Consider the following 22279-nt stretch of genomic DNA (forward strand, 5'->3'; position numbering starts at 1 on the left):
TTGACTGCCGTGACTTGAAACGATTCAAGCACCCGTGGAGTAGTGGAGCCGCCCATGCCGCCCATGTCGTCCGTCGCCGAGGTGTCCGCCGAGGTTTTCGGGGCCGTCGACATCGGCGCCTCGGGTGGTCGGGTCGTGGCCGGGGTGGTGGCCGGTGGTCGCACCACGCTGCACGTGGTGCACCGGTTCCCCAACGGCGTGGTCACCAGGGACGGGCACCTGCGCTGGGACTTCACCGGCCTGTACCGGGAGGTGCTGACGGGGCTGCGGGCGCTGGCCGCCGCGTTCCCGGAGGTGGTGTCGATCGGCATCGACACGTGGGCCGTGGACTACGGGCTGCTGGACGAGGACGGCACGCTGCTCGCCGAGCCCGTGTCGTACCGGGACGGGCGGACCGCCCAGGCGGTGGAGCGGGTGCACGCACGGACCTCCCCCGAGGCCCTGTACGCGATCAACGGCCTGCAGTTCCTGCCGTTCACCACGCTCTACCAGCTGGAGGCCGAGCGGTCGTCGCCGTGGTGGGACGAGGCGGCGCACGTCGTGCTGCTGCCGGACCTGCTCGCCTACTGGCTGACCGGCGAGCTGCGGACGGAGATCACCAACGCGTCGACCACGGGGCTGCTGGACGTGCGGACGCGGACGTGGGCGCCGGAACTGGCCGCCGACGTGCCGTTCCCGCCGTTGCAGGAGCCGGGTGAGGTGCGCGGCCTGCTGCGCCCGGAGGTCGTCGCCGCGACGGGCCTGCCGGCGACGACACCGGTCACGTCGGTCGGCTCGCACGACACCGCGTCGGCCGTCGTGGCGCTGCCCGCGGACGGGTCGCGCTTCGCCTACGTGTCCAGCGGGACGTGGTCGTTGGCGGGCGTCGAGCTGCCCGGACCGGTGTTGAGCGCGCGGGCGCGCGAGCTGAACTTCACCAACGAGGGCGGCGTGGACGGGCGGACCAGGTTCCTGCGCAATGTGGGCGGTCTGTGGCTGTTGCAGGAGTCGCTGCGCGAGTGGCCCGACCGCGACCTGCCCACTCTGCTCGCCGAGGCGGAGACCCTCCCCCCGGGCGGACCGACCGTCGACGTCGACGACCCGGCGTTCATCGCACCGGGCGACATGCCGAACCGGATCGCCGCCGCGGCCACCGGCCCGCTGCGCACCCCGGCCGAGACCGTGCGCTGCGTCCTGGACTCCCTGGCCACCGCCTACGCCCGCACCATCGACCAGGCGGCGACCCTGACCGGCCACGACGTCGACGTGATCCACATCGTGGGCGGCGGCTCGCGCAACGACCTGCTGTGCCGCCTGACCGCGTCCCTCTCGGGCCGCCGCGTCACCGCGGGCCCCGTCGAGGCCACCGCCCTGGGCAACGTCCTGGTCCAGGCCAGGGCCCACGGCGCCGCCCCGGCCACCCTGGAGGCGATCCGGGCGACCCTGGCCACCACCGAGGACATCCGCCACTACGACCCGGCCTGAACCGGCAACCGACAACCGACATCCGGCAACCGGCTTCCGACCGGGCACGCGGGTGCCGGGTGCTCAGCCGCCGAACCGCCGCGTGAACTCGGCCGCCAGCCCGGCACCGGCCGCGCCGACGAGCTTGGCGACGATCGGGTTGAGGATCAGCTCCGACACCGAGGCCGCGAGGCGGGGCATCTTCCGGCCGAACCAGTTGCGGATGCTCTCCATCGTGGCGAGGTCGGGCTCGTCGTCGGTGATCGCCTCTTCCAGCTCGTCGACCTTCGCGCGGGCCGCGTCGTCGTCCTCGCCGAGTTGCGCGCGGAGCCGGGCGAACAGCGCGGCCAGGTCCTCCGCCTCGCGGGCGTCGAGCCGCACGGGTGCGTTGGTGACCGCGTTGTTGTCACCGACGACGACGTTGCCGCTGATGTCGCCCCCGACGCGGAGGCGGAACCGGTTGTCGGACATGGGTTCTCCCGTCACCCCGGAGTGGGGATGGTGGTGGTGGTGGTGGTGGTCGTGGTCGGCTTGACAACCGTGGTCGTCGGCGGCACGGGTGACGTCGCTGCTTCGACCACCCCGCTCAGCACCATGGGACGTTCGGCGGGGAGGGTGACCTGTGCCGTGTAGTCGCCGGGTTCGGTGGCGTCGAAGTAGATCGTCACCGTGCAGCTCTCGCCCGGTGACAGCACGTCGGGGCAGTCGGGCTTGAGGGCGAACACCGGCGCGTCGGGACCGCCGAGCGCCAACCGGCCGGTCGGGACGCCGTCGCCGTGGCAGGGCTGCGCGACGATCGGGATCGAGCGGGTGTTCCGCACGAGGTCGAGCCCCAGCGACGCGGGCAGGACGGGGTCGCACGGCGGATCGGTCGTCGGGTCGGTGATCGGGTCCTCCGGGTCGGCCGGTCCCGAGGTGGGGGTTCCGGCCGGGATGGTGGTGACGGTGTCCGGTGCGCTCGCCGTGGTCGACGCCGTCGGCTGCCCGGCGGTGTCACCCGGCTCGCTCAGGGCCAACCAGCCGAAGCCGACCAGCGGTGCGAGGACCAGCAGCGGGAGGAGGACCTTCCACCACAGACCCGAAGCCGACCGTTCCGCGAGCAGCCGGTCCCGCACCTGGAGTTCCCGTTCGAAGTAGGCCAGTTCGCGGGACTCGCCCAGCACACGCGCGGCCTCCGCGCCGAGCACCAGCACCTCGCCCCAGGCACCGAGTCGCAGTGACCGCAGCAGCGCCGGGGCGGCGACCCGGGCCAGCTCCAGCGCTTCCGCGGTAGGCCCGGCGGCGGTGAGCACGGCGACGATGACCGGTGCGGCCTCGACCACCTCGGATCGTGCCGGGCCGCTCCAGAGCCAGTCCGCCAGCGTGGTCGCCGCCGAGGACGCCGAAGCGACCTCCGCGGCCGGGGTGGCGAGGTGGACCCCACCGCCGTCCACCGTGACGAGCCCGACCCGCTCCAGGTCGGCCAGCACCGGTGCGGCCTCCGCCGAGGCGATCCCGGCCAGCAGCGCGAGGAGCGCGACCGAGCACCCGACGCCGCCGAGCAGCGCGAGCACCCTGATGACCCGGCGGTGCCGCTCGTCGGTCGTGGTGGCGGCGAGCCGGAGCAGCGCGGGCGGGCTGCCGCGGGCGGCCCGGACCTGCCGCAGCTCGGCCGCGGTCGGTGGACGGCCGAGGACGCGGTGCACGAGGGCGAGGCTCGCTTCAGGGGACAGGTCGCCGAGCGCCACGGCCCGCCCCGCGGACCACAGCGTGCGCTCCCGCACCGCGGACAGCACGGTGCAGCCGGACGCCGCGTCGAGCACCCGTTCGATGTCCTCCGGCCGGTCGGACAGGTGGTCCAGCACCAGCACCGCGCGGATCGGTTCCAGGAACCGGCGCAGGCGCGCGGGAGTCGGCCGGTAGTCCTCGGCTGCCTCGTAGCAGGCCTCGAACAGGTCCTGGAGGAGGTCGTCGACGTGCTTGCCGCTCTCCGACAGGCAGATCACGTGATCACGTGCCGCCCGCTGCCGGCTGATGTGCCGCAGCAGCAACGACTTGCCGTAGCCGGCGGGCCCGTGCAGCTGGACGTGCCGGCGGGCGTCGAGCTCGGCGTGCACGGCACGCAGTTCCGCGTCCCGGCCGACCGGCGCCTCCCGTTGTCCCCACAGCAGGGAACGCGGCGGTGTCGTGCGGCGCGGCGCGGGTGGTGTCGTCGGGCTGACCGTGGTGCCGGCGTGGTCGCACACCACGTTGTGATCGCCGATGACGACGACTCCGCTGAGACTCCCCCCGACGCTGACCGTGGTCGATCTGTCGTCCACGACACGATGGAAGCACGGTGCCCTCGTCCCGAAACCCGGATCGCCGCAACGTCCCACCTTCGGGCGCAGCACACATCACCCCATCGAGTGGGCCTTGACGTTCAGTAACCCCACCCCGCGAGAGTCGTACGTCCAGGACCCCTGAATTCAACGCTCACGCGTGCCGGACCCACTCCCGGTGGAAGCCCTCGACGTGACGGGTGACCCTGGTAGCGGCCAGGTCGCCGTCACCCGCCTGGACGGCGCGCAGGATCGAGCGGTGCTCGCGGCGCAGCCGGACGGCGGTGCGCGACCAGTCGGGCAGCGCCTGCACGGCGTCCAGCACGGTGCGGTGGATCGCGTCACGCAGCGCCGCCATGATCGCGGTGTTCACCGCGTTGCCCGCGGCGGCGGTGAGGGCGACGTGGAAGTCGGCGTCGAGCTGGTGGAACGTGTCCGCGTCCAGGTCCGGGGCGTCCATCCGGGTCAGCAGCTCGGCGGCGCGGGCCAGGTCGGGGTGGTCGGGACGGGCCGCGGCGGCGCGCACGGAGTGGCTCTCGATCATCACCCGGGTGCCGACGAGGTCGGACATCGGCAGCCTGCGCGTGGCCAGGTGCAGGCGCAACGCCGCGCCGAGCCCACCGGCCGGGTCCGCGATCACGGTGGTCCCCGCGTCCGGCCCCGAGCCGACGCCGCTGCGCACCACGCCCATCGCCTGCAGCACCCGGATCGCCTCGCGCACGGTCGCCCGGCTGACGCCCAGGTCCTCGGCCAGCTTGCGCTCGGCGGGCAACTGCCGGCCCACGCGGAGCCGTCCCGCGCTCAGCTCAGCCTCGACGTGCCGCAGCACCGCGCCGTACCCGGACAAGGACGCACCTCCACTGTGGTCTGACCACAGCCTGGTGTGGTCAGACCACAGAGTCTAGACTCACCGCGGTGAGAGTCGCGCTGTTCGTCACGTGCCTGGTCGACGGCCTGTTCCCGGACGTCGGCAAGGCCACCGTCCGGCTGCTGGAACGGCTCGGCCACGAGGTCGTCGTCCCGCCCGCCCAGACCTGCTGCGGCCAGATGCACATCAACACCGGCTACCCCGGCCAGGCGCTGCCGGTGATCCGCAACCACGTCGAGGCGTTCGAGCACGCGGACGTGATCGTCGCGCCGTCCGGGTCGTGCGCCGGATCGGTGCGCCACCAGCACGCCGACGTCGCCCGGAAGCACGGTGACGCGAAGCTGGCCGAGGCCGCCGCGGACACCGCCAAGCGCACGTACGAGCTGTCGGAGTTCCTGGTGGACGTCCTGGGCGTCACCGACGTGGGCGCGTACTTCCCGCACCGCGTCACCTACCACCCCACGTGCCACTCGCTGCGCGTGCTGAAGGTGGGCGACCGGCCGTTGCGGCTGCTGCGGGCCGTGGAGGGCATCGACCTGGTCGAACTGCCTGCCGCGGACACGTGCTGCGGGTTCGGCGGCACGTTCGCGCTGAAGAACTCCGATACCTCCACGGCCATGCTCGGCGACAAGATGAGCGCGGTGCTGAGCACGAAGGCGGGCGTGCTCACGGCGGGCGACTCGTCGTGCCTGATGCACATCGGCGGCGGCCTGAGCAGGCTGCGCAGCGGCGTCCGACCGCTGCACCTGGCGCAGATCCTGGAGCACACGCGATGACGACGTTCCTGGGCATGCCCGCCGGCGGCGGGAACCTGACCGGCGAGCCGTTCCCCCAGGCCGCGCGCGAGGCGTTGGGCAACGCCCAGTTGCGCCGCAACCTCGCCAAGGCCACCGGCACGATCCGGGCCAAGCGCGCGAACGTCGTGGGCGAGCTGCCCGACTGGGCTCAGCTGCGGGCGGCGGGCGCGGCGATCAAGGACGACGTGCTGGCGAACCTGGACGAGTACCTGTTGCGGTTCGAGGAGGCGTTGACCAGCCGCGGCACGCACGTGCACTGGGCCCGTGACGCGGAGGAGGCCAACCGGATCGTCACCGACCTGGTGCGGGCGACCGGCACTCGTGAGGTGATCAAGGTCAAGTCGATGGCCACGGTCGAGATCGGGCTGAACGAGGCCTTGGCCGACATCGGCGTGCACGCGGTGGAGACCGACCTGGCCGAGCTGATCGTGCAGCTGGGCAAGGACAAGTCGAGCCACATCCTGGTGCCCGCGATCCACCGCAACCGGTCGGAGATCCGGGACATCTTCCGGCGCGAGATGCCGGGCGTCGACCCGGGGCTGACCGACGACCCGCGCGCGTTGGCCGAGGCGGCGCGCAGGCACCTGCGGCACAAGTTCATGACGGTGGACGTGGCGATCTCGGGCGCGAACTTCGGCGTGGCCGAGACGGGGTCGCTGGTCGTGGTCGAGTCCGAGGGCAACGGGCGGATGTGCCTGACGCTGCCGCGCACGCTGATCAGCGTGGTGGGCATCGAGAAGCTGGTGCCGCGTTGGCAGGACCTGGAGGTGTTCCTGCAGCTGCTGCCGCGGTCGTCGACGGGTGAGCGGATGAACCCTTACACGTCGGTGTGGACGGGGCCGACCGAGGGGCAGACCAGCCACGTGGTGCTGGTGGACAACGGGCGAACGGCCACGCTCGCCGATCCGGACGGGCGGGCGGCGTTGCGCTGCATCCGCTGCTCGGCGTGCTTGAACTCGTGCCCGGTGTACGAGCGGACCGGCGGGCACGCGTACGGCTCCACGTACCCGGGCCCGATCGGCGCGGTGCTGTCGCCGCAGTTGACGGGGGTGGACCGCAACCCGACGCTGCCGTTCGCGTCGTCGTTGTGCGGTGTCTGCTACGACGTGTGCCCGGTGGCGATCGACATCCCGTCGATGCTGGTGCACCTGCGGGAGCGGGTCGTGTCGGCGAAGCGGGCGACGCCGGAGTCGACGGCGATGCGGGCGTTGGCTTGGGCGATGTCGGACGCGCGGCGGTGGCGTCGACTGGTGCGCTTGGGCAAGTTCGGGCGGTTGGCGAGCCGGCACGTGCCGCTGCCGGGCTGGTCGACTGCCCGTGACCTGCCACAACCGCCGAAGGAAACGTTCCGCGACTGGTGGGAGTCCTCTCGATGAGCGCGCGTGACGAGGTCCTGGCCAGGGTGCGGCGGGCGAAGGTGTCGGGATCGGGCTCGGGCGCTGCCGCTCCGGTGCCGCGCGAGTACCGGGCGGCGGGCACGCGGGGGCCGGGTGACCTGGAACTGTTCGCCGAACGGCTCCGCGACTACCGCGCCGAGGTCCGGGTCGTGGACGCCGACGAGGTGCCCACCGCGGTCGCTGCGGCCCTGCGTGAACGTGGCGCGCGCCACATCGTGACCGCACCCGGCATCCCACCCGAGTGGACCGCGGGGTGGGCGGCCGAGCAGGCACGGGCAGCATCGGCAGCCGAGCGGGCCGCGGCTGAGCAGGTCGCAGCGGCAGCGGCCGAGCAGGCCGCGCCGCAGGTGGGCGAGCAAGTTGCGGCGGCAGCGCACGAGCAGGCGGCGCGGGGGGCCGAACGGGCGGCGGCGCGGAGCGGAACGGCCGAATTGTCGGACCCCATCGGTAGAATTGAATCAAGGGTTCCCCTTGGCGGGGACGCTCGCGAAGCGCTTCGCGAAATGCTCGAAGCGGCCGATGCGGTGGTCACCGGCTGTCACGTCGCGGTTGCGGAGACCGGGACCATCGTGCTCGACCACGACGCCGCCGACCAAGGTCCCCGGGCCCTCACCCTCGTGCCGGACTACCACCTGGTGGTCGTGCGGGCCGGCCAGGTGGTCGCGGGAGTGCCCGACGCGGTGGCGGCGCTGGCCGGGGTCCGCACCCAGACGTGGATCAGCGGACCGTCCGCGACCAGCGACATCGAGCTGGAACGCGTCGAAGGCGTGCACGGTCCCCGTACCCTGGAGGTCGTGATCGTCCGCGACACCCAGTGATCAGGTTCTCACCCTTTGGGCGGATCCGCCCACGATCGCCGTGTTCGCTACGATTGGGCATCCGACCGAGAGGCGCTGCAACGGGCGTAGAGCCCGCCACGCTCGGTCGGGCTCGAAGATCCGCAAGGGCGCCTCCCACCAAGGGAGGCCGCGTGTCGGAAAACGCCCTGCGAGAGCTGCTGGACGAGCGCGTCGCGGTGCTGGACGGCGCCTGGGGCACCATGCTCCAAGCCGCCGGGCTCACCCCGGCCGACTACCGCGGCGACCTGCTCGGCGACCACACGCACGACGTCACCGGCGACCCGGACCTGCTGAACCTGACCAGGCCGGACCTGATCCTCGACGTCCACCGCAAGTACCTGGCCGCGGGCGCGGACATCACGACCACCAACACGTTCACCGCGACGAGCATCGCGCAGGCCGACTACGGCCTGGAGAAGCTGGTCCGCGAGATGAACGTGCGCGGCGCGCAGCTCGCCCGCCAAGCCGCCGACGAGGCGGGCGGCCGGTTCGTGGCTGGCTCGGTCGGCCCGCTCAACGTCACCCTGTCGCTGTCGCCGCGGGTCGAGGACCCGGCGTACCGGACGGTGTCGTTCGACCAGGTCAAGGACGCCTACGCGGAGCAGATCAGCGCGCTGGCCGAGGGCGGCGTCGACCTGCTGCTGGTCGAGACGATCTTCGACACGCTCAACGCCAAGGCCGCCGTCGCCGCCGCCCGCGAGGTGGCCCCGCACCTGCCGCTGTGGATCTCGGTCACCATCGTGGACCTGAGCGGGCGGACGCTGTCCGGGCAGACGGTCGAGGCGTTCTGGAACTCCGTCGCGCACGCCGAACCGCTGGTGGTGGGCGTGAACTGCTCGCTGGGCGCGGCCGAGATGCGACCGCACGTCACCGAGCTGGCCCGGATCGCCGGCACCTACACCGCCAGCCACCCCAACGCGGGCCTGCCCAACGCGTTCGGCGGCTACGACCAGACCCCCGACGAGACCGCCGCGCTGCTGCACGGTTTCGCCGAGGAGGGCGTGGTCAACATCGTCGGCGGGTGCTGCGGCACCACGCCCGACCACATCGCGCGGATCGCGGCGGCGGTCAAGGACATGAAGCCGCGGTCGGTGGCACGGGTGCCGGACCGGACCCGGTTCAGCGGCCTGGAGCCGTTCGAGATCGGCGCGGACACCGGGTTCGTGATGATCGGCGAGCGCACCAACGTGACCGGCTCGGCGAAGTTCCGGCGGTTGATCGAGAGCGACAACTACCAGGCGGCCGTGGACGTCGCGCTGGAGCAGGTGCGCGGCGGCGCGAACCTGCTGGACGTGAACATGGACGCCGACCTGCTCGACAGCGAGCGGGCGATGACCACGTTCCTCAACCTGATCGCCACCGAACCGGAGATCGCCCGCGTCCCGATCATGGTCGACAGCTCGCGGTGGAGCGTGCTGGAGGCCGGGCTGAAGTGCGTGCAGGGCAAGGGCGTGGTCAACTCGATCAGCCTCAAGGAGGGCGAGGAGCAGTTCCTGGCCCAGGCCCGCCGCGTCCGCGACTTCGGCGCGGGCGTGGTGGTGATGGCGTTCGACGAGCTGGGCCAGGCCGACACCACCGAGCGCAAGGTCGAGATCTGCGGTCGCGCGTACGACCTGCTGACGCAGAAGGCGGACTTCCCGGCCGAGGACATCATCTTCGACCCGAACGTGCTCGCGGTCGCGACGGGCATCGCCGAGCACAACGGGTACGCCAAGGCGTTCCTGGACGCGATCCCGCTGATCAAGCAGCGCTGTCCGGGCGTGCGGATCAGCGGCGGCATCTCGAACCTGTCGTTCTCGTTCCGCGGCAACGACACCGTGCGCGAGGCGATGCACTCGTCGTTCCTGTACCACGCGGTGCGGCTGGGCCTGGACATGGGCATCGTCAACGCCGGCCAGCTCGCGGTCTACGAGGACATCCCCAAGGACCTGCTGGAGCTGGTCGAGGACGTGCTGTTCGACCGCCGGCCGGACGCCACGGACCGGCTGGTGTCGTTCGCGGAGTCCGTGGCCAGCAAGGGCACCAAGCGGGTGGTCGACCTGGCGTGGCGCGAGGGCCCGGTGGCCAAGCGGCTGGAGCACGCGCTGGTGCACGGCATCGTCGACTTCATCATCGAGGACACCGAAGAGGCACGGCTGGAGGCCAAGCGCCCCCTGGACGTGATCGAGGGTCCGCTGATGGACGGCATGAAGGTCGTCGGCGACCTGTTCGGCGCGGGCAAGATGTTCCTGCCGCAGGTGGTGAAGAGCGCGCGGGTGATGAAGCGCGCGGTGGCGCACCTGGAGCCGTACATGGACGCGGAGAAGGAAGCCTCCGGCTCCACCCGCGGCAACGGCAAGGTCGTGCTGGCCACGGTGAAGGGCGACGTCCACGACATCGGCAAGAACATCGTCGGCGTGGTGCTGGGCTGCAACAACTACGACGTGGTCGACCTGGGCGTGATGGTGCCCGCGGCGAAGATCCTGGACACCGCGATCGCCGAGGGCGCGGACGCGATCGGCCTGTCCGGGCTGATCACGCCGTCGCTGGACGAGATGGTGTCGGTGGCGGCCGAGATGCAGCGGCGCGGGATGAAGCTGCCGCTGCTGATCGGCGGCGCGACGACGTCCCGGCAGCACACGGCGGTGCGGATCGCGCCCGCCTACGACCAGACCGTGGTGCACGTGCTGGACGCGTCACGGGTGGCGGGCGTGGTGTCGGCGCTGCTCGACGAGGACCGCGCCGAGGAGCTGGCCCAGGACACGCGGATCGAGCAGCAGCGGCTGCGCGAGGAGCACGAGAACCGGCAGAGCACGCCGTTGCTGACCGTGGAGCAGGCGCGGGCGAACGCCGAGGCGGTGTCGTTCGAGGAGCTGCCGACGCCCGCGTTCACCGGGTTGCGGGTGGTGGAGCCGTCGCTGGCCGAGCTGCGCGGGATGATCGACTGGACGTTCTTCTTCCTGGCGTGGGAGCTCAAGGGCAAGTACCCGAGGATCCTGCAGACCAACCCGGCGGCGCAGGAGCTGTTCGACGACGCGAACGCGATGCTGGACAAGATCATCGCGGACGGCTCGTTGCAGGCCAAGGGTGTGTACGGGTTCTGGCCGGCGCACTCCGAGGGCGACGACATCGTGGTGGACGGGCGGCGGCTGCCCATGCTGCGGCAGCAGACGGCGAAGCCGCAGAGCCGGCCGAACCGGTGCCTGGCCGACTACGTCGCGCCCGAGGGTGACCACCTGGGTGGGTTCGCGGTGGCGATCCACGGTGCCGAGGAGCTGTCCGGCCGGTACGAGCGCGAGCAGGACGACTACAAGTCGATCATGGTGAAGGCGTTGGCCGACCGGTTGGCCGAGGCGTTCGCCGAGTACGTGCACCTCCAGGCGCGGCGCGACTGGTTCGAGCCGGACGCGGAGCCCGCGCTGGAGGACCTGCACGCCGAGCGGTTCCGCGGCATCCGACCCGCGTTCGGGTACCCGGCCAGCCCCGACCACAGCGAGAAGCTGGACCTGTTCTCGTTGCTGGAGGCGGAGAAGGTCGGGTTGGCGTTGACGGACTCGTTCGCCATGACGCCCGCGGCGGCGGTGAGCGGTGTGATCTTCGCGCACCCGGAGTCGCGGTACTTCACCGTGGGCCGGATCGGGCGCGACCAGGTGGAGGACTACGCGGCCCGGCGCGGCATGCCGGTGGCCGAGGTCGAGCGCTGGCTGCGGCCGAACCTGGCCTACGAGCCCGGAGCCTGACCAGCGGGTCGACGCGAGAGGTCCCACCGGTCGAGCGGGTGATCGGTGGGCGTCCCCTTCCTTACTTCTGCGGTGCGTAACACCACGCGGTGTGTGCGTGATGTGAGTTACACGCGTCGCCGGCGCACCGCAGAGGGGGAAATGTGTCCGATCCCGTGTTCCCGGGCGTCGACGCCTTGTTGACGTTGGTGCGGGTGCTCGTCCGGAGACCGCGATTATGGGAACGCGACGAGGATCTCGAGAAGCGCGGCGACCTGCCGCTGCCCCTGGTGTGCCTGATCCGCGAGCCGGGCGCGGACGGGTTCCTGCCCCGGCTCGACCGGGCGTTCGCGGCCAAGGTGCCGAAGGTGCCTCACGTCCTGGTCACCCCGGAGGACGCGGCGAAGCACCCCGATGCCGTGCTGCCGCTGCTGCACGCGCTGCAGGTGAAGCTGCGCGGTGGGCAGTTCGGCCGCAACTCGGTCAAGAGGTTCGACCACTACGAACTGGCCCACCACCTCACCCGCGTGGAACTCGCGCCGAAGCAGGTGAAGTTCGAGCGCCCGGTCGAGGCCGCCCTGCGCGCCTGGGGCAGGCACCGCATGTCCGGGGAAGTGGGCGAACTCGCCGACAAGGCCGGGGAGCGCGCGCAGTTCCTCATGGCGCTGACGAAGTTCGCCGGTCGGTTCATCGGCCTGTACTGGGGGCGTGACCGCGTTCCGGGGCTCGGTCGGGAGCGGCGGTGGTTCATGCGCCAGCCGTACATGGTCCCGCGGCACTCCCAGGACTTCTTCGACTTCGCCGAGCGGCTGACCAAGGACCGCCGGGACTCCGAGAACCCGGACCAGTTCCGCAAGCTGCTGGTGCACGCGTTCCTGGAGGACCTGCGCGTGGCCTACCGGCGCACCAGGGCCGGGTTCATCCCCCACCGCAAGGCGCACCGGCGGACCACGTACGTACCCGTGCTGCTGGACGACGTCGACCCCGCCGGGTGGGAACTGCTGCGGCTGGTCAACGAAGTCCGCAACGAGACCGGGGAACTCGACCCTCTGCTGTTCGTCACGGCGAGCGGCGAGGAGCCGACCCAGCTGGTCCCGCCCAGCGCGCCGATCACGCCGAACGTGGCGGAGGAGGCGTTCAGCGCCTGGAAGGACAGGTTGCCGCGACGCCGCCAACTGCTGGCGCCGGACGCGCGCTACCTGTTCGTCAGCCTCCCCGCGGCGGTGCCGGACGGCGCCTCGCTGCGCGGTCGCGACCGGCACGCCTGGGAGATCGAGGCCCGCGAGAGCCCTCGGCGCCCCGCGTGGCCCGCCCGCCGCGGCGTCGGCGAGCTGATCGTGGTGCTGGCGGTCCTGGCCGCCGCGACGATGCCTGCCCAGTCGCTCTGGACGCACTGGCGGGCCGGGTGCGCGTTCTTCGGCGCGGTGACCCGCGGCATCGCCACCGAGGTGACCAGGATCGACGGCGCCGACCAGTGCGTCGGCTACAGCGACGGCGCCGGGCAGGTGTTCGGGCGCAACGAGCGGTTGCGGCTGGCCCAGGAGAACGTCTTCGCGCAGAACGAGATCGCGGCGAGGCTGCACGGGCAGTCACCCGAGCGGCCCTACTTCAGCCTGGTCTACTTCGCCGGGCTGACGTTCAACCAGAGCGTCCCGGCCGCCGAGCACTCGGTCGCCGAGGAGCTGGAGGGCCTGCTCATCCGGCAGCGCCAGCTCAACAAGGAGGCGCTCAAGAACGGCCCGCTGCTGCGCATCGTCGTCGCGAACGGCGGCAGCAAGATGGCGGCCGCGCACGCCGTGGCACGTGACCTGCTCGTCCCGCTCATCGAGGCCGATCCGCGCATCCTGGGCGTGGTCGGGTTGGACCGCAGCGTCGAGCAGACGGAGTTGGCGATCAAGGAGTTGGGTGATCACGGCGTCACGACCGTGGGCACCACCCTGACCAAGGTCGGCCTGGACGAGAACTCGCCCCTCTACTTCCAGCTGGTGCCCGACAACACCCAGCAGGCCAACCTGATCGGCGATTACGCGACCCGGGTCGGCGCCACCAAGGTGACCATCTACCACCGGGCCGGGAGCGGGCCCGACGCCTACGTCGACTCCCTGGTGGAGGTCATGCAGGCGCGTCTGAAGGCGGATCCGGTCGGCGTGGTGAGCAAGGACTGGGAGGAGGCGGCCGGGGAGCTCTCGGCGGCGTGCGTCGACCAGGTCGACCGCCACGACGAGATCGCCTTCTACGCGGGGCGGGAGGACGAGTTCGGCGGTTTCCTCGAAGCGCTGCGCAACAACTGCGCCGGCCTGGACAGGCTGCCGCGCGTCGTCGCGTCCGACGCGGTGTCGCGGTTCGTCGCCCACACGCCGGACCGCAACCGCGACGAGTTCAACGGCGTACCCCTGTTCTACGTCGGCATGGGCGGCCTGGTCGTGCTCGCCGGCCGGAACTGCGTCGCGGGCAAGTCGGGCACGGTGGTCGGCGGGTCGTCCGCGCTCGACTCGTTCTGCGCCGGGTACCGCGTCCTGCGGGACGAGATCACGGGGTCGCTCTCGGCGGACGAACGGCCGGTCGCGCCGTGGCCGGGTGAACGGGTCGGAGGTCTCTACGACACGGCCGGCCTCTTCGCCGGCGCCGTGCAGGAGCTGCGCCCGCAAGGGGGGACGACACCGCACCGGGCGGCGGTCGCCCAGCGGTTCCGGGAGATGGACTACCAGGGCGCCACCGGCTTGATCACCTTCAAGCAGGACCGGATCGCCAACACCCGGAACCTGGCGATCCTGAAGCTGGCCGACATCCACGACCTGCAGGGCATCCCGGTGTGCGAGTTGATGACCGGCCTGCTCTACAGCCGGGGGCAGGAGCGGCACCCGGGCACCGGATGCCCGAAGCTCGGCTGATCCATTTGCCGACGATCTCCTCGGACGCGCCGTACGAGCAGATGTCCGCGGTGTCCACGAAGTTGACGCCCGCGTCCAGCGCCTTGTGGGTGATGCGGACCGCGGGCCGGCGCGGGCGAGGCGGCGAACTCCGTGGAACGGCGCAGGCCCCGCCGCCCGGGTGTCGGGTGGCGGGGCCTGCGAACCGCCCGGCTCAGACGCCGACCGGCTCCCGGTCCTCGGCGACCGGCTGCGCGGACTTGCGTGCCTCGCGGCGTTCCTTGCGGCCCTCGACCATCGAGTACAGCGTCGGCACCAGCACCAGGGTGAGCAGCGTGGAGCTGATCAGGCCGCCGATCACCACGATCGCCAGCGGCTTGCCGATGAACGCGCCCTCGCCGGTGATGCCCAGCGCCATCGGCAGCAGCGCGAAGATCGTGGCCGCGGCGGTCATCAGGATCGGCCGCAGCCGCCGCCGTCCGCCCTCGATCACCGCCTCGCGCACCGGCATGCCGTCCCGCCGGTACTGGTTGACCAGGTCGATCAGCACGATCGCGTTGGTCACCACGATCCCGACCAGCATCAGCATGCCGATCAGCGCGGGCAGGCCGAGCGGGGTGCCGGTGAGCAGCAGCAGGCCGATCGCGCCGGTCGCCGCGAACGGGATCGACACCAGCAGGATCAGCGGCTGCACCAGGCTGCGGAACGTCGCCACCATGATCAGGAACACGATCGCGATGGCCGCGAGCATGGCCAGCCCCAGGTCGGCGAACGTCTCGGCCTGGTCGGCGCTGACGCCGCCGATGCTGTGCGCGGCACCGGCGGGCAGGTCGACCGCGTCCAGCCTCGACGTCAGGTCGGCCGTCACCGCGCCCAGGTCGGAGCCGGTGGCCTTGGCCGACACGGTGGCGCTGCGCGCTCCGTCCGTCCGCCGCACCTGCACCGGGCCGTCCACCACGGCCACCTCGGCGACCTGGCCGAGCGTGACGCCACCGGGCAGCGGCAACGCGCGCAACGCGTCCACGTCGGTCGGCGTGGTGCCCGTGCGCAGCAGGATCTGCTGCGACCGGCCGTCGATCGGCAGTTGCGCCACCGGCACGCCGCGCAGCGCCTGCGCCGCGAACTGGCCGATGGCCTGGCCGCTGAGCCCCCGGGCCGCCGCCGCCTCCTGGTTCACGGTCACCTGCACGCGCGGCGCGCTCACCGACAGGTCGTTGGTGACCTCGCCGACGCCGGGCGTGCCGGACACGGCCTGCTGCACGCGGTCGGCCGCGTCCCGCAGCGAGGCGGCGTCGGGCGCGGTGACGAGCACGTCGATCGTGTCCGAGCCGAAGCCGGACGCCGCCGCGCCGAACGCCACCTCGCCCGCGCCGGGCGTGTCCTCCAACTGCTCGGTGAGCCGGTCCTGCAACGCCTCCAGGTCCGTGCCCTCGCGCACGGTGGCGCGCACGCTGGTGTCGCCGTCACCGCCGAACCCGAACGCGGCCAGGCTGTTGTCCGTGCCGATGGTGACCTGGTAGGTCTCGACCTCCTCGGTCTCCGCGAGCACGCCTTCGAGCTTGCGCGCCGCGTCGTCCCGGGCGGCGAGGCTGGTGCCGGGCGGCATCTTCTGGCTGCCCTGCAACGCGGTGCCGCCCGCGTTGTCGATGAAGTTGGTCTCCAGCGAGCCGGCCAGGCCGAGCGTGCCGCCGAAGATCAGCACGGCGATCAGCAACGTCGCCCAGCGGCGCGTGGTGGCGAACTTGAGCACGGGCACGTAAGCGCGCTGCAGCGGGCTGCGCTTCTCCTTCTCCAGCACGGCTTCGCGCGCCTTCGCCGCCTCTTCGGGGTCGGTCGGCACCGCCGGGCGCTTGAGGAACCAGAACGCCAGCACCGGCACGATCGTCAGCGAGACCAGCAGCGACGCCAGCAGCGCCACGGTGACCGTGATGGAGAACGGCCCGAACAGCTCGCCCGCGATGCCGCCGACGAACGCGATCGGCAGGAACACCGCGACCGTGGTCAGCGTGGACGCGGTCACCGCGCCCGCCACCTCGCGGGTGCCGTCGAGCACCGCGCGTTCCTTCTCCTCGCCGTAGCCGAGGTGCCGCTTGATGTTCTCCAGCACCACGATCGAGTCGTCCACCACCCGGCCGACCGCGATCGTCAGAGCGCCGAGGGTGAGCAGGTTCAGCGACAGGTCACCGGTGTAGAGGGCGATCAGCGCGACCACCACGGACAGCGGGATGGACACCGCCGTCACCAGCGTGGACCGGACGGAGAGCAGGAACAGCAGGATCACGACCACCGCGAACAGCAGGCCGAGCAGCCCCTCGGTGGTCAGGCCGCTGATCGCCTTCTCCACCTGCGGGCCCTGGTCGAACGCGACGGTGAGCGTGGAGCCCGCCGCCTCGCCCCACTCGCCGAGCTTCGCGCGGACCTGCTGGGAGATGTCGACGGCGTTGCCGTCCGAGGCCATGGTGACGCTGACGCCCAGCGTGGCCTCACCGTTGGTGCGGGTCAGCACGGTCGCCGCCTCGGGCGCGGACTCGACCCGGGCCACGTCGCCGAGCTTCACCGGACCGCCGGGCGAGGCGAGCGGCAGGTCGCGCAGGTCGTCCACGGTGCCGACGGGGCTGCCGACCTGCACGGTCAGCGTCTTGTCCGCGTCCGGCACCGTGCCGGCGGGCATGATCGCGCCCGCGGTGGTCAGGGCGGCGGTCAGGGCCTGCGGGTCGACCCGCGCCGCGCCGAGGCGCGCGTAGTCGACGGTGACGGTGACCTGGCGGTCCCGCTCACCGCTGACCGTGGCCTCCCGCACGCCCGGGATCGCCTCCAGGCCGGGCACGACCTCGGCGCGCAGCCGGGCCGCGGCGGCGATGTCGTCGTCGCCGGACGTCGCGGCGAGCGCGATGACCGGGATGTCGTCGGTGCTGCCCTGGGCGACGGTCGGCTCGACACCCTGCGGCAGGCGCGGCTGGAGCCGGTTCACCGCCTGCTGCATCTGGGCCACGGCGGCGTCGATGTCGGTGCCGTAGGTGAACATCACCTGCACCGTCGCGGAGCTCTCGGCGGACCGGGTGAACACCTGCTCGACACCGTCGACGCCGCGCACGGCGGACTGGATCGGCTCGGCGACCTGGCTGTCCACCAGGTCCGGCGACGCGCCCGGGAAGGGTGCGATGACCACGGCGGCGGGCAACTCGATGGACGGGAAGAGCTGCTGCTTGATCGAGGGCAGCGAGAACACGCCGAAACCGATCACGAGCAGGCTGAGCAGCCCGACGAGACTTCGGTTGGCCAGGCTCAGTCGAGCCAGCACGGACATCCTGGGAATCTCCTTGGTGAGCGGACCCGCCCGCGCGTCGTCGGCGGCGCGCAGCCGACCACCGGACGACTGCTCGGGGTACCGCGGGCGGATGAGCGAACGCTGGCACACGTCACCTGAGAACGGGCTCAGACATGGGTTGACCGCAGCCCTGCGGCAGGCCTCTGACCTGCGCCGACGACCACCGGCTCAAGATCCGTCGAAGTCGGTGATCTTTATCACGGATGCACCTTCGGCACCATTACTCCTTTCGGGGGATTAACAGTGACGGTTCGTAACGGATCCCTCGCACGGGGGATGTGACCAGTACGGAAGTGTGACCGCCATCACCCCCGCGAGGTATCCATGCCGCTCAACGCCATCTCCACCGAGAACCAGAAACCGGGCAACCCGGCGAGCGAGTGGGACCTCGGTGGGGCCGCGTCGCCGACCATCGAGGGCTTCGCCACCAGGATGAGCGTCAACCGGGGCACGACGGTGCAGTTCAAGATCAGGACGACGTCGTCGAACTACCGGATCGACGTGTACCGGCTCGGCTACTACGCGGGCCTGGGCGCCCGGAAGGTCGCGACCATCCAGCGCAACACCCCCTCGCCCCAGCCCGCGCCCGGCGGCGACCCGGCGATCGGCCTCTACGACGCGGGCAACTGGAGCGTGACCGCGTCGTGGGCGGTCCCGGCGGACGCGGTGTCCGGCGTGTACCTGGCCAAGCTCGTCCGCCAGGACGGCGTGGCGGGCGCGTCCCACATCCCGTTCGTGGTGCGCGCCGACGGCACCCAGCACGACCTGGTCTTCCAGACCTCGGACACGACCTGGCACGCCTACAACGGCTGGGGCGGGGCGAACCTGTACGGCGGCAACGCCACGGCCAGCCCGAACGGCCGCGCGTACAAGGTCAGCTACAACCGCCCCATCGGCACCCGCCACGGCGTCGGCCTGGCCGCCGGCCCGCAGGACTACGTGATGAGCGCCGAGTACGCGGCGATCCGGTGGCTCGAGCGCAACGGCTACGACGTCACCTACCTCAGCGCGGTCGACGTCGGGCCGGGCAACGTGCCGTTGACGCAGTACAAGGCGTTCCTGTCCACCGGCCACGACGAGTACTGGTCGGGCGACCAGCACGCGCACGTCCAAGCGGCCCGGGACGCGGGCGTGCACCTGGTCTTCATGAGCGGCAACGAGGTGTACTGGAAGACCCGGTGGGAGCCCGACCTCAACGGGACCCCCGGCCGCACCCTGGTCTGCTACAAGGAGACCTGGGCCGGTTCGAAGATCGACCCGAGCCCGGAGTGGACCGGCACCTGGCGCGACCCCTCGCTCACCCCGCCGGCGGACGGCGGTCGGCCGGAGAACTCCCTGACCGGCACGATCTTCCAGGTCGACTCCTACCGCTACGACGTCATCGAGGTGCCGCACCCGATGACGCGGCTGAGGTTCTGGCGCGACACCCAGGTCGCGCTGACCGCGCCCGGCGGCACGGCCGAGCTGGTGCCGGGGCTGCTCGGCTACGAGTGGGACGAGTCGCCGAACAACCGGTTCCGCCCGCCAGGCCTGGTCCGGTTGTCGTCCACCGCGCTGGACGTGCACGCCTACCTGGTCGACTACGGCCTCACCACCGCCGCCGCGCACGCCACGCACCACCTCACGCTCTACCGGGCGCCGAGCGGGGCGATCGTGTTCGGCGCGGGCACCGTCTTCTGGACGTTCGGGCTCGACGCCACGCACGACGAGACCAGCAACGGCACGTACCCGGCCGTCGTCGTGGACCGCGACGTGCAGCAGGCGATGGTGAACCTGTTCGCCGACATGACCGTGCAGCCGACCACGCCGCAGGCGGACCTGGTGGTGGCGACCGCGTCGACCGACGTCACGGCGCCGACCGCGGTCATCGCGGCGCCCGCGAACGGCGCGACCGTCGTGCAGCAGCAGAAGGTCGTGGTCAGCGGCACGGCGAGCGACGTCGGCGGCGTCGTCGCGGCGGTGGAGGTCTCCACCGATGGCGGCACGTCCTGGCGCGCGGCGCGGGGCACCGCGAACTGGTCGTTCGACTGGTGGCCCCACCTGCCGGGGCAGCACGCGATCCGGGTGCGGGCGGTGGACGACAGCCTCAACGTCCAGTCACCGGCCGCGAGCGTGGCGGTGACCGTGACGCCGTCCGCGTCGGTCCGGCTGTTCGACCCGAGCGACGTGCCGTTCACCCTGCGCACGGCCGAGCACGCCGCGCTGGAACTCGGCGTGCGGTTCTCGGTCAACACGGCCGGTTCCGCGACCGGCGTCCGCTTCTACAAGAACCCGCACGTCACCGGCTCGCACGAGGCGCACCTGTGGAGCGGCGACGGCACGCTGCTCGCGTCGGCGGCGTTCAGCGGCGAGACCGCGAGCGGCTGGCAGCAGGCGAACTTCCCCGCGCCCGTCGCCCTGTCCCCCGGCGCCACCTACGTCGCGTCGTACCACAACGTCGGTTTCTACTCCGCGGACTCGAACTACTTCACCAGCGCGCGCACCGGCGGCGCGGTGACGGCACCCGCCGGGGACAACGGCGTGTTCGCCTACGGCGCGTCGGGGACGTTCCCGGCGAACACGTTCCGCAGCACCAACTACTGGGTCGACGTGGTCTTCGCCCGCGCGGGCGGCGCGGGCAACCTGCCGCCGGTCGCCGGCAACGACGGCGGGTTCACCACCAACCAGGGCACCGCGATCGTGATCCCGGCCGCCGCGCTGCTGGCCAACGACACCGACCCCAACGGCTACCCGCTGTCGGTGACCGGCGCGGACAACCCCGTCAACGGCACGGTGACGTGGTCGGCGGCGTCGCAGGCGGTGACGTTCACGCCCAGTGCCGGCTTCTCAGGCCTGGCGACGTTCCGGTACACGATCACCAACGGCCGCAACGCCCCGGTGTCGGCGACCGTGTCGGTGTCGGTGCTGGCCGCGGCGGTCCGGCAGACGCTGTTCAAGCCGGCCGACACCCCGGCGATCGCGGGCTTCGACGACCCGCACCCGATCAACCTCGGCGTGAAGTTCCGCTGCTCCGCGCCGGGCGCGAAGGCCAAGGGCGTCCGGTTCTACAAGGCGCCGCAGAACAGCGGCACGCACGCGGCCCGCCTGTGGACCGCGAACGGGGTGCTGCTCGCGTCGGCGACGTTCAGCGGCGAGACCGCGAGCGGGTGGCAGGAGGCGACGTTCCCGGCACCGGTCGACCTCACCGCCGACACCACCTACGTCGCGTCGTACCACACCGCGGCCGGGAACTACGCCGTGACCGGGAACTTCTTCGCCAACGCGGTCACCCGCGGCGCGCTCGTCGCGCCGTCCAGCGGCAGCTCCGGCGGGAACGGCGTGTTCGCCTACGGCCCGTCACCGGCGTTCCCGACCTCGTCGTTCAACGCCACGAACTACTGGGTGGACGTGGTGGTCGACGCGCCCTCCCCGCTGCTGCGGAGCCTGTTCGAGGCAGGCGACGCGCCCGCGGTCGTGACGGTGGCCGATTCGGGGCCGGTGCAGCTGGGCACGAAGTTCCGCACGTCGGCGACGGACGCGACGGCGGTCGGCCTCCGGTTCTACAAGGGACCGCAGAACACCGGCACCCACACGGGACACCTGTGGACGGCGAGCGGGGTGCTGCTCGCGTCGGCGACGTTCAGCGGCGAGACGGCGAGCGGGTGGCAGCAGGTCGTGTTCGGCACGCCCGTGCCGCTGACCGCCGACACCACCTACGTCGCGTCGTACCACACGAACGCGCCGTACTCGGCCACCGGGAACTTCTTCGGCACCGACCACGTGAAGGGCACGTTGACCGGCCTGTCGAGCGCGGGCAGCGGTGGCAACGGGGTCTTCACGTACGGGCCGGCGGGCAGCTTCCCCAGCTCCAGCTTCAACGCCACCAACTACTGGGTGGACGTGGTGGTGCGGTCGAGCTGACCGCGGCCGGTGTGGCGCAGCCAGAGCAGGCCGAGTGCCGGGAGGACGAGCGGGATGAACAGGTAGCCGCCGCCGAAGTCCGACCACACCGTGGCGTCCGGGAACGCGTCGGCGAAGACGAGGCTCGCGGCGCCGACGACCAGGACGCCGGTCAGCTCGACCGCGCAGGCGAGGTAGGCGATGCGTCGTGACACCACGCCGGCGAGGGCGGCGGTGGCGACGACGTAGACAGCCGCGGCGAACGCCGACAGGGTGTAGGCCAGTGGTGCCTGCTCGAACCGGGTGGCGATCTGGACGGCGGAGCGGGCGGTGGCGGCGAGGGCGAAGATCCCGTAGACCGCGATCAGCATCCGGCCGGGGCCGGAGCGGGTCGTGACCTTGAGTTGGTCGTGGCGCTGCCGGTCACCCATGGGTCGTTTCCCAGAGCTGGTTGAGGCGCAGGATCATCGCCGGGACGCTCAGGCAGGTGACGGCCAGTACCCCGGCGCCCCATCGCGACCGGTCGCCCAGTGCCCAGTAGGCCCCGATCGGGAGCACCAGGGTGACGGAGATCAGGTAACCGAAGAAGGTCGGCGTGTCCAGGCTGCCGCGGTCGGCGCTCAGCACGTTCACCGTGACCAGGACCGCTTGGATGAGCAGGCCGGTTTCGAGGAGCACGACGACGGCGGCGAGGCCCAGGGTCGGTTTGGTGGCGAGCGTGATCGGGCGGTCGGTGATGACCAGCACCAGCGACCACAGGGCCGCCACGAGCGCGACGACCGTCAGGGCGGTCGCGAGGACTTGGATCATGAGGGCTTTCCGGGGGTCGTGGTCGGTTCTTCGGGCGGTTCTTCGGGGGT

At 71.9% G+C, this 22279-nt stretch carries 13 protein-coding genes, 1 pseudogene and 1 riboswitch; of the genes and pseudogenes, 7 read left to right on the top strand and 7 right to left on the bottom strand.

The genetic code is table 11. The annotated features are described in order from the left end of the window. Window positions 1–54: 54 nt before the first annotated feature. Window positions 55–1464, top strand: a complete 1410-nt coding sequence (locus tag B0I31_RS14600) for a rhamnulokinase (RefSeq protein ID WP_245949898.1) — start codon at window positions 55–57, stop codon at window positions 1462–1464. A gap of 63 nt (window positions 1465–1527) precedes the next feature. On the opposite strand, the gene B0I31_RS14605 is transcribed toward B0I31_RS14600, so the two are convergent. The 3 genes from B0I31_RS14605 to B0I31_RS14615 form a co-directional block, all read right to left on the bottom strand. Continuing rightward, window positions 1528–1914 (bottom strand): hypothetical protein, encoded by a 387-nt coding sequence (locus tag B0I31_RS14605; protein ID WP_106615871.1) that lies wholly within the window; start codon window positions 1912–1914, stop codon window positions 1528–1530. An 11-nt stretch (window positions 1915–1925) separates the two neighbouring features. Next, entirely contained in the window at window positions 1926–3743 is a 1818-nt protein-coding gene (locus B0I31_RS14610; protein WP_181320163.1) for a hypothetical protein, read from the bottom strand. A 154-nt stretch (window positions 3744–3897) separates the two neighbouring features. Beyond that, window positions 3898–4590, bottom strand: coding sequence for a FadR/GntR family transcriptional regulator (locus B0I31_RS14615; protein ID WP_106615873.1), 693 nt, complete (start codon window positions 4588–4590; stop codon window positions 3898–3900). A gap of 68 nt (window positions 4591–4658) precedes the next feature. On the opposite strand from B0I31_RS14615, the gene B0I31_RS14620 reads away from it, so the two are divergent. The 5 genes from B0I31_RS14620 to B0I31_RS14640 all read left to right on the top strand — a co-directional run bounded on the left by B0I31_RS14620 (window position 4659) and on the right by B0I31_RS14640 (window position 14233). Further along, the gene (locus tag B0I31_RS14620) at window positions 4659–5387 is read left to right on the top strand and encodes a (Fe-S)-binding protein (protein WP_106615874.1); all 729 of its coding nucleotides are present in this window, start codon (window positions 4659–4661) and stop codon (window positions 5385–5387) included. Next, a complete protein-coding gene (locus tag B0I31_RS14625; protein ID WP_219910706.1) occupies window positions 5384–6784 on the top strand; it encodes a LutB/LldF family L-lactate oxidation iron-sulfur protein in 1401 nt (466 codons plus the stop codon). Before B0I31_RS14620 ends, B0I31_RS14625 begins: the two co-directional genes overlap by 4 nt. After that, a complete protein-coding gene (locus B0I31_RS14630; RefSeq protein ID WP_106615875.1) occupies window positions 6781–7623 on the top strand; it encodes a LutC/YkgG family protein in 843 nt (280 codons plus the stop codon). The genes B0I31_RS14625 and B0I31_RS14630 overlap by 4 nt, the downstream gene beginning before the upstream one ends. A gap of 61 nt (window positions 7624–7684) precedes the next feature. Further along, window positions 7685–7764, top strand: a riboswitch (S-adenosyl-L-homocysteine riboswitch). An 11-nt stretch (window positions 7765–7775) separates the two neighbouring features. Next, window positions 7776–11363 carry a methionine synthase gene (gene metH / locus B0I31_RS14635; RefSeq protein WP_106615876.1) on the top strand — a complete coding sequence of 1196 codons (3588 nt, stop codon included), beginning with the start codon at window positions 7776–7778 and terminating at the stop codon, window positions 11361–11363. Window positions 11364–11506: 143 nt separating this feature from the next. Next, window positions 11507–14233, top strand: a complete 2727-nt coding sequence (locus B0I31_RS14640; RefSeq protein ID WP_106615877.1) for an ABC transporter substrate-binding protein — start codon at window positions 11507–11509, stop codon at window positions 14231–14233. Window positions 14234–14237: 4 nt separating this feature from the next. Here the strand turns inward: B0I31_RS14640 and B0I31_RS41755 are convergent. Together B0I31_RS41755 and B0I31_RS14650 are read right to left on the bottom strand one after the other, a co-directional pair. After that, window positions 14238–14336, bottom strand: a pseudogene (locus B0I31_RS41755) (aldo/keto reductase); the annotation flags it as partial. Window positions 14337–14426: 90 nt separating this feature from the next. Continuing rightward, window positions 14427–17519: an efflux RND transporter permease subunit gene (locus B0I31_RS14650; RefSeq protein WP_106615976.1), complete on the bottom strand. Its 3093-nt coding sequence runs from the start codon at window positions 17517–17519 to the stop codon at window positions 14427–14429. Window positions 17520–17864: 345 nt separating this feature from the next. Between B0I31_RS14650 and B0I31_RS14655 the strand changes: the two genes are divergently transcribed. After that, entirely contained in the window at window positions 17865–21440 is a 3576-nt protein-coding gene (locus B0I31_RS14655) for a DUF4082 domain-containing protein (protein ID WP_106615879.1), read from the top strand. Here B0I31_RS14655 and B0I31_RS14660 read toward each other — a convergent pair. Continuing rightward, a complete protein-coding gene (locus tag B0I31_RS14660) occupies window positions 21407–21850 on the bottom strand; it encodes a hypothetical protein (protein WP_106615880.1) in 444 nt (147 codons plus the stop codon). The genes B0I31_RS14655 and B0I31_RS14660 overlap by 34 nt on opposite strands. Beyond that, the gene (locus B0I31_RS14665) at window positions 21843–22229 is read right to left on the bottom strand and encodes a hypothetical protein (protein ID WP_106615881.1); all 387 of its coding nucleotides are present in this window, start codon (window positions 22227–22229) and stop codon (window positions 21843–21845) included. The genes B0I31_RS14660 and B0I31_RS14665 overlap by 8 nt, the downstream gene beginning before the upstream one ends. Between the last annotated feature and the right edge of the window lie 50 nt (window positions 22230–22279).

The organism is Saccharothrix carnea (assembly GCF_003014735.1).
Taxonomy (GTDB): Bacteria; Actinomycetota; Actinomycetes; order Mycobacteriales; family Pseudonocardiaceae; genus Actinosynnema; species Actinosynnema carneum.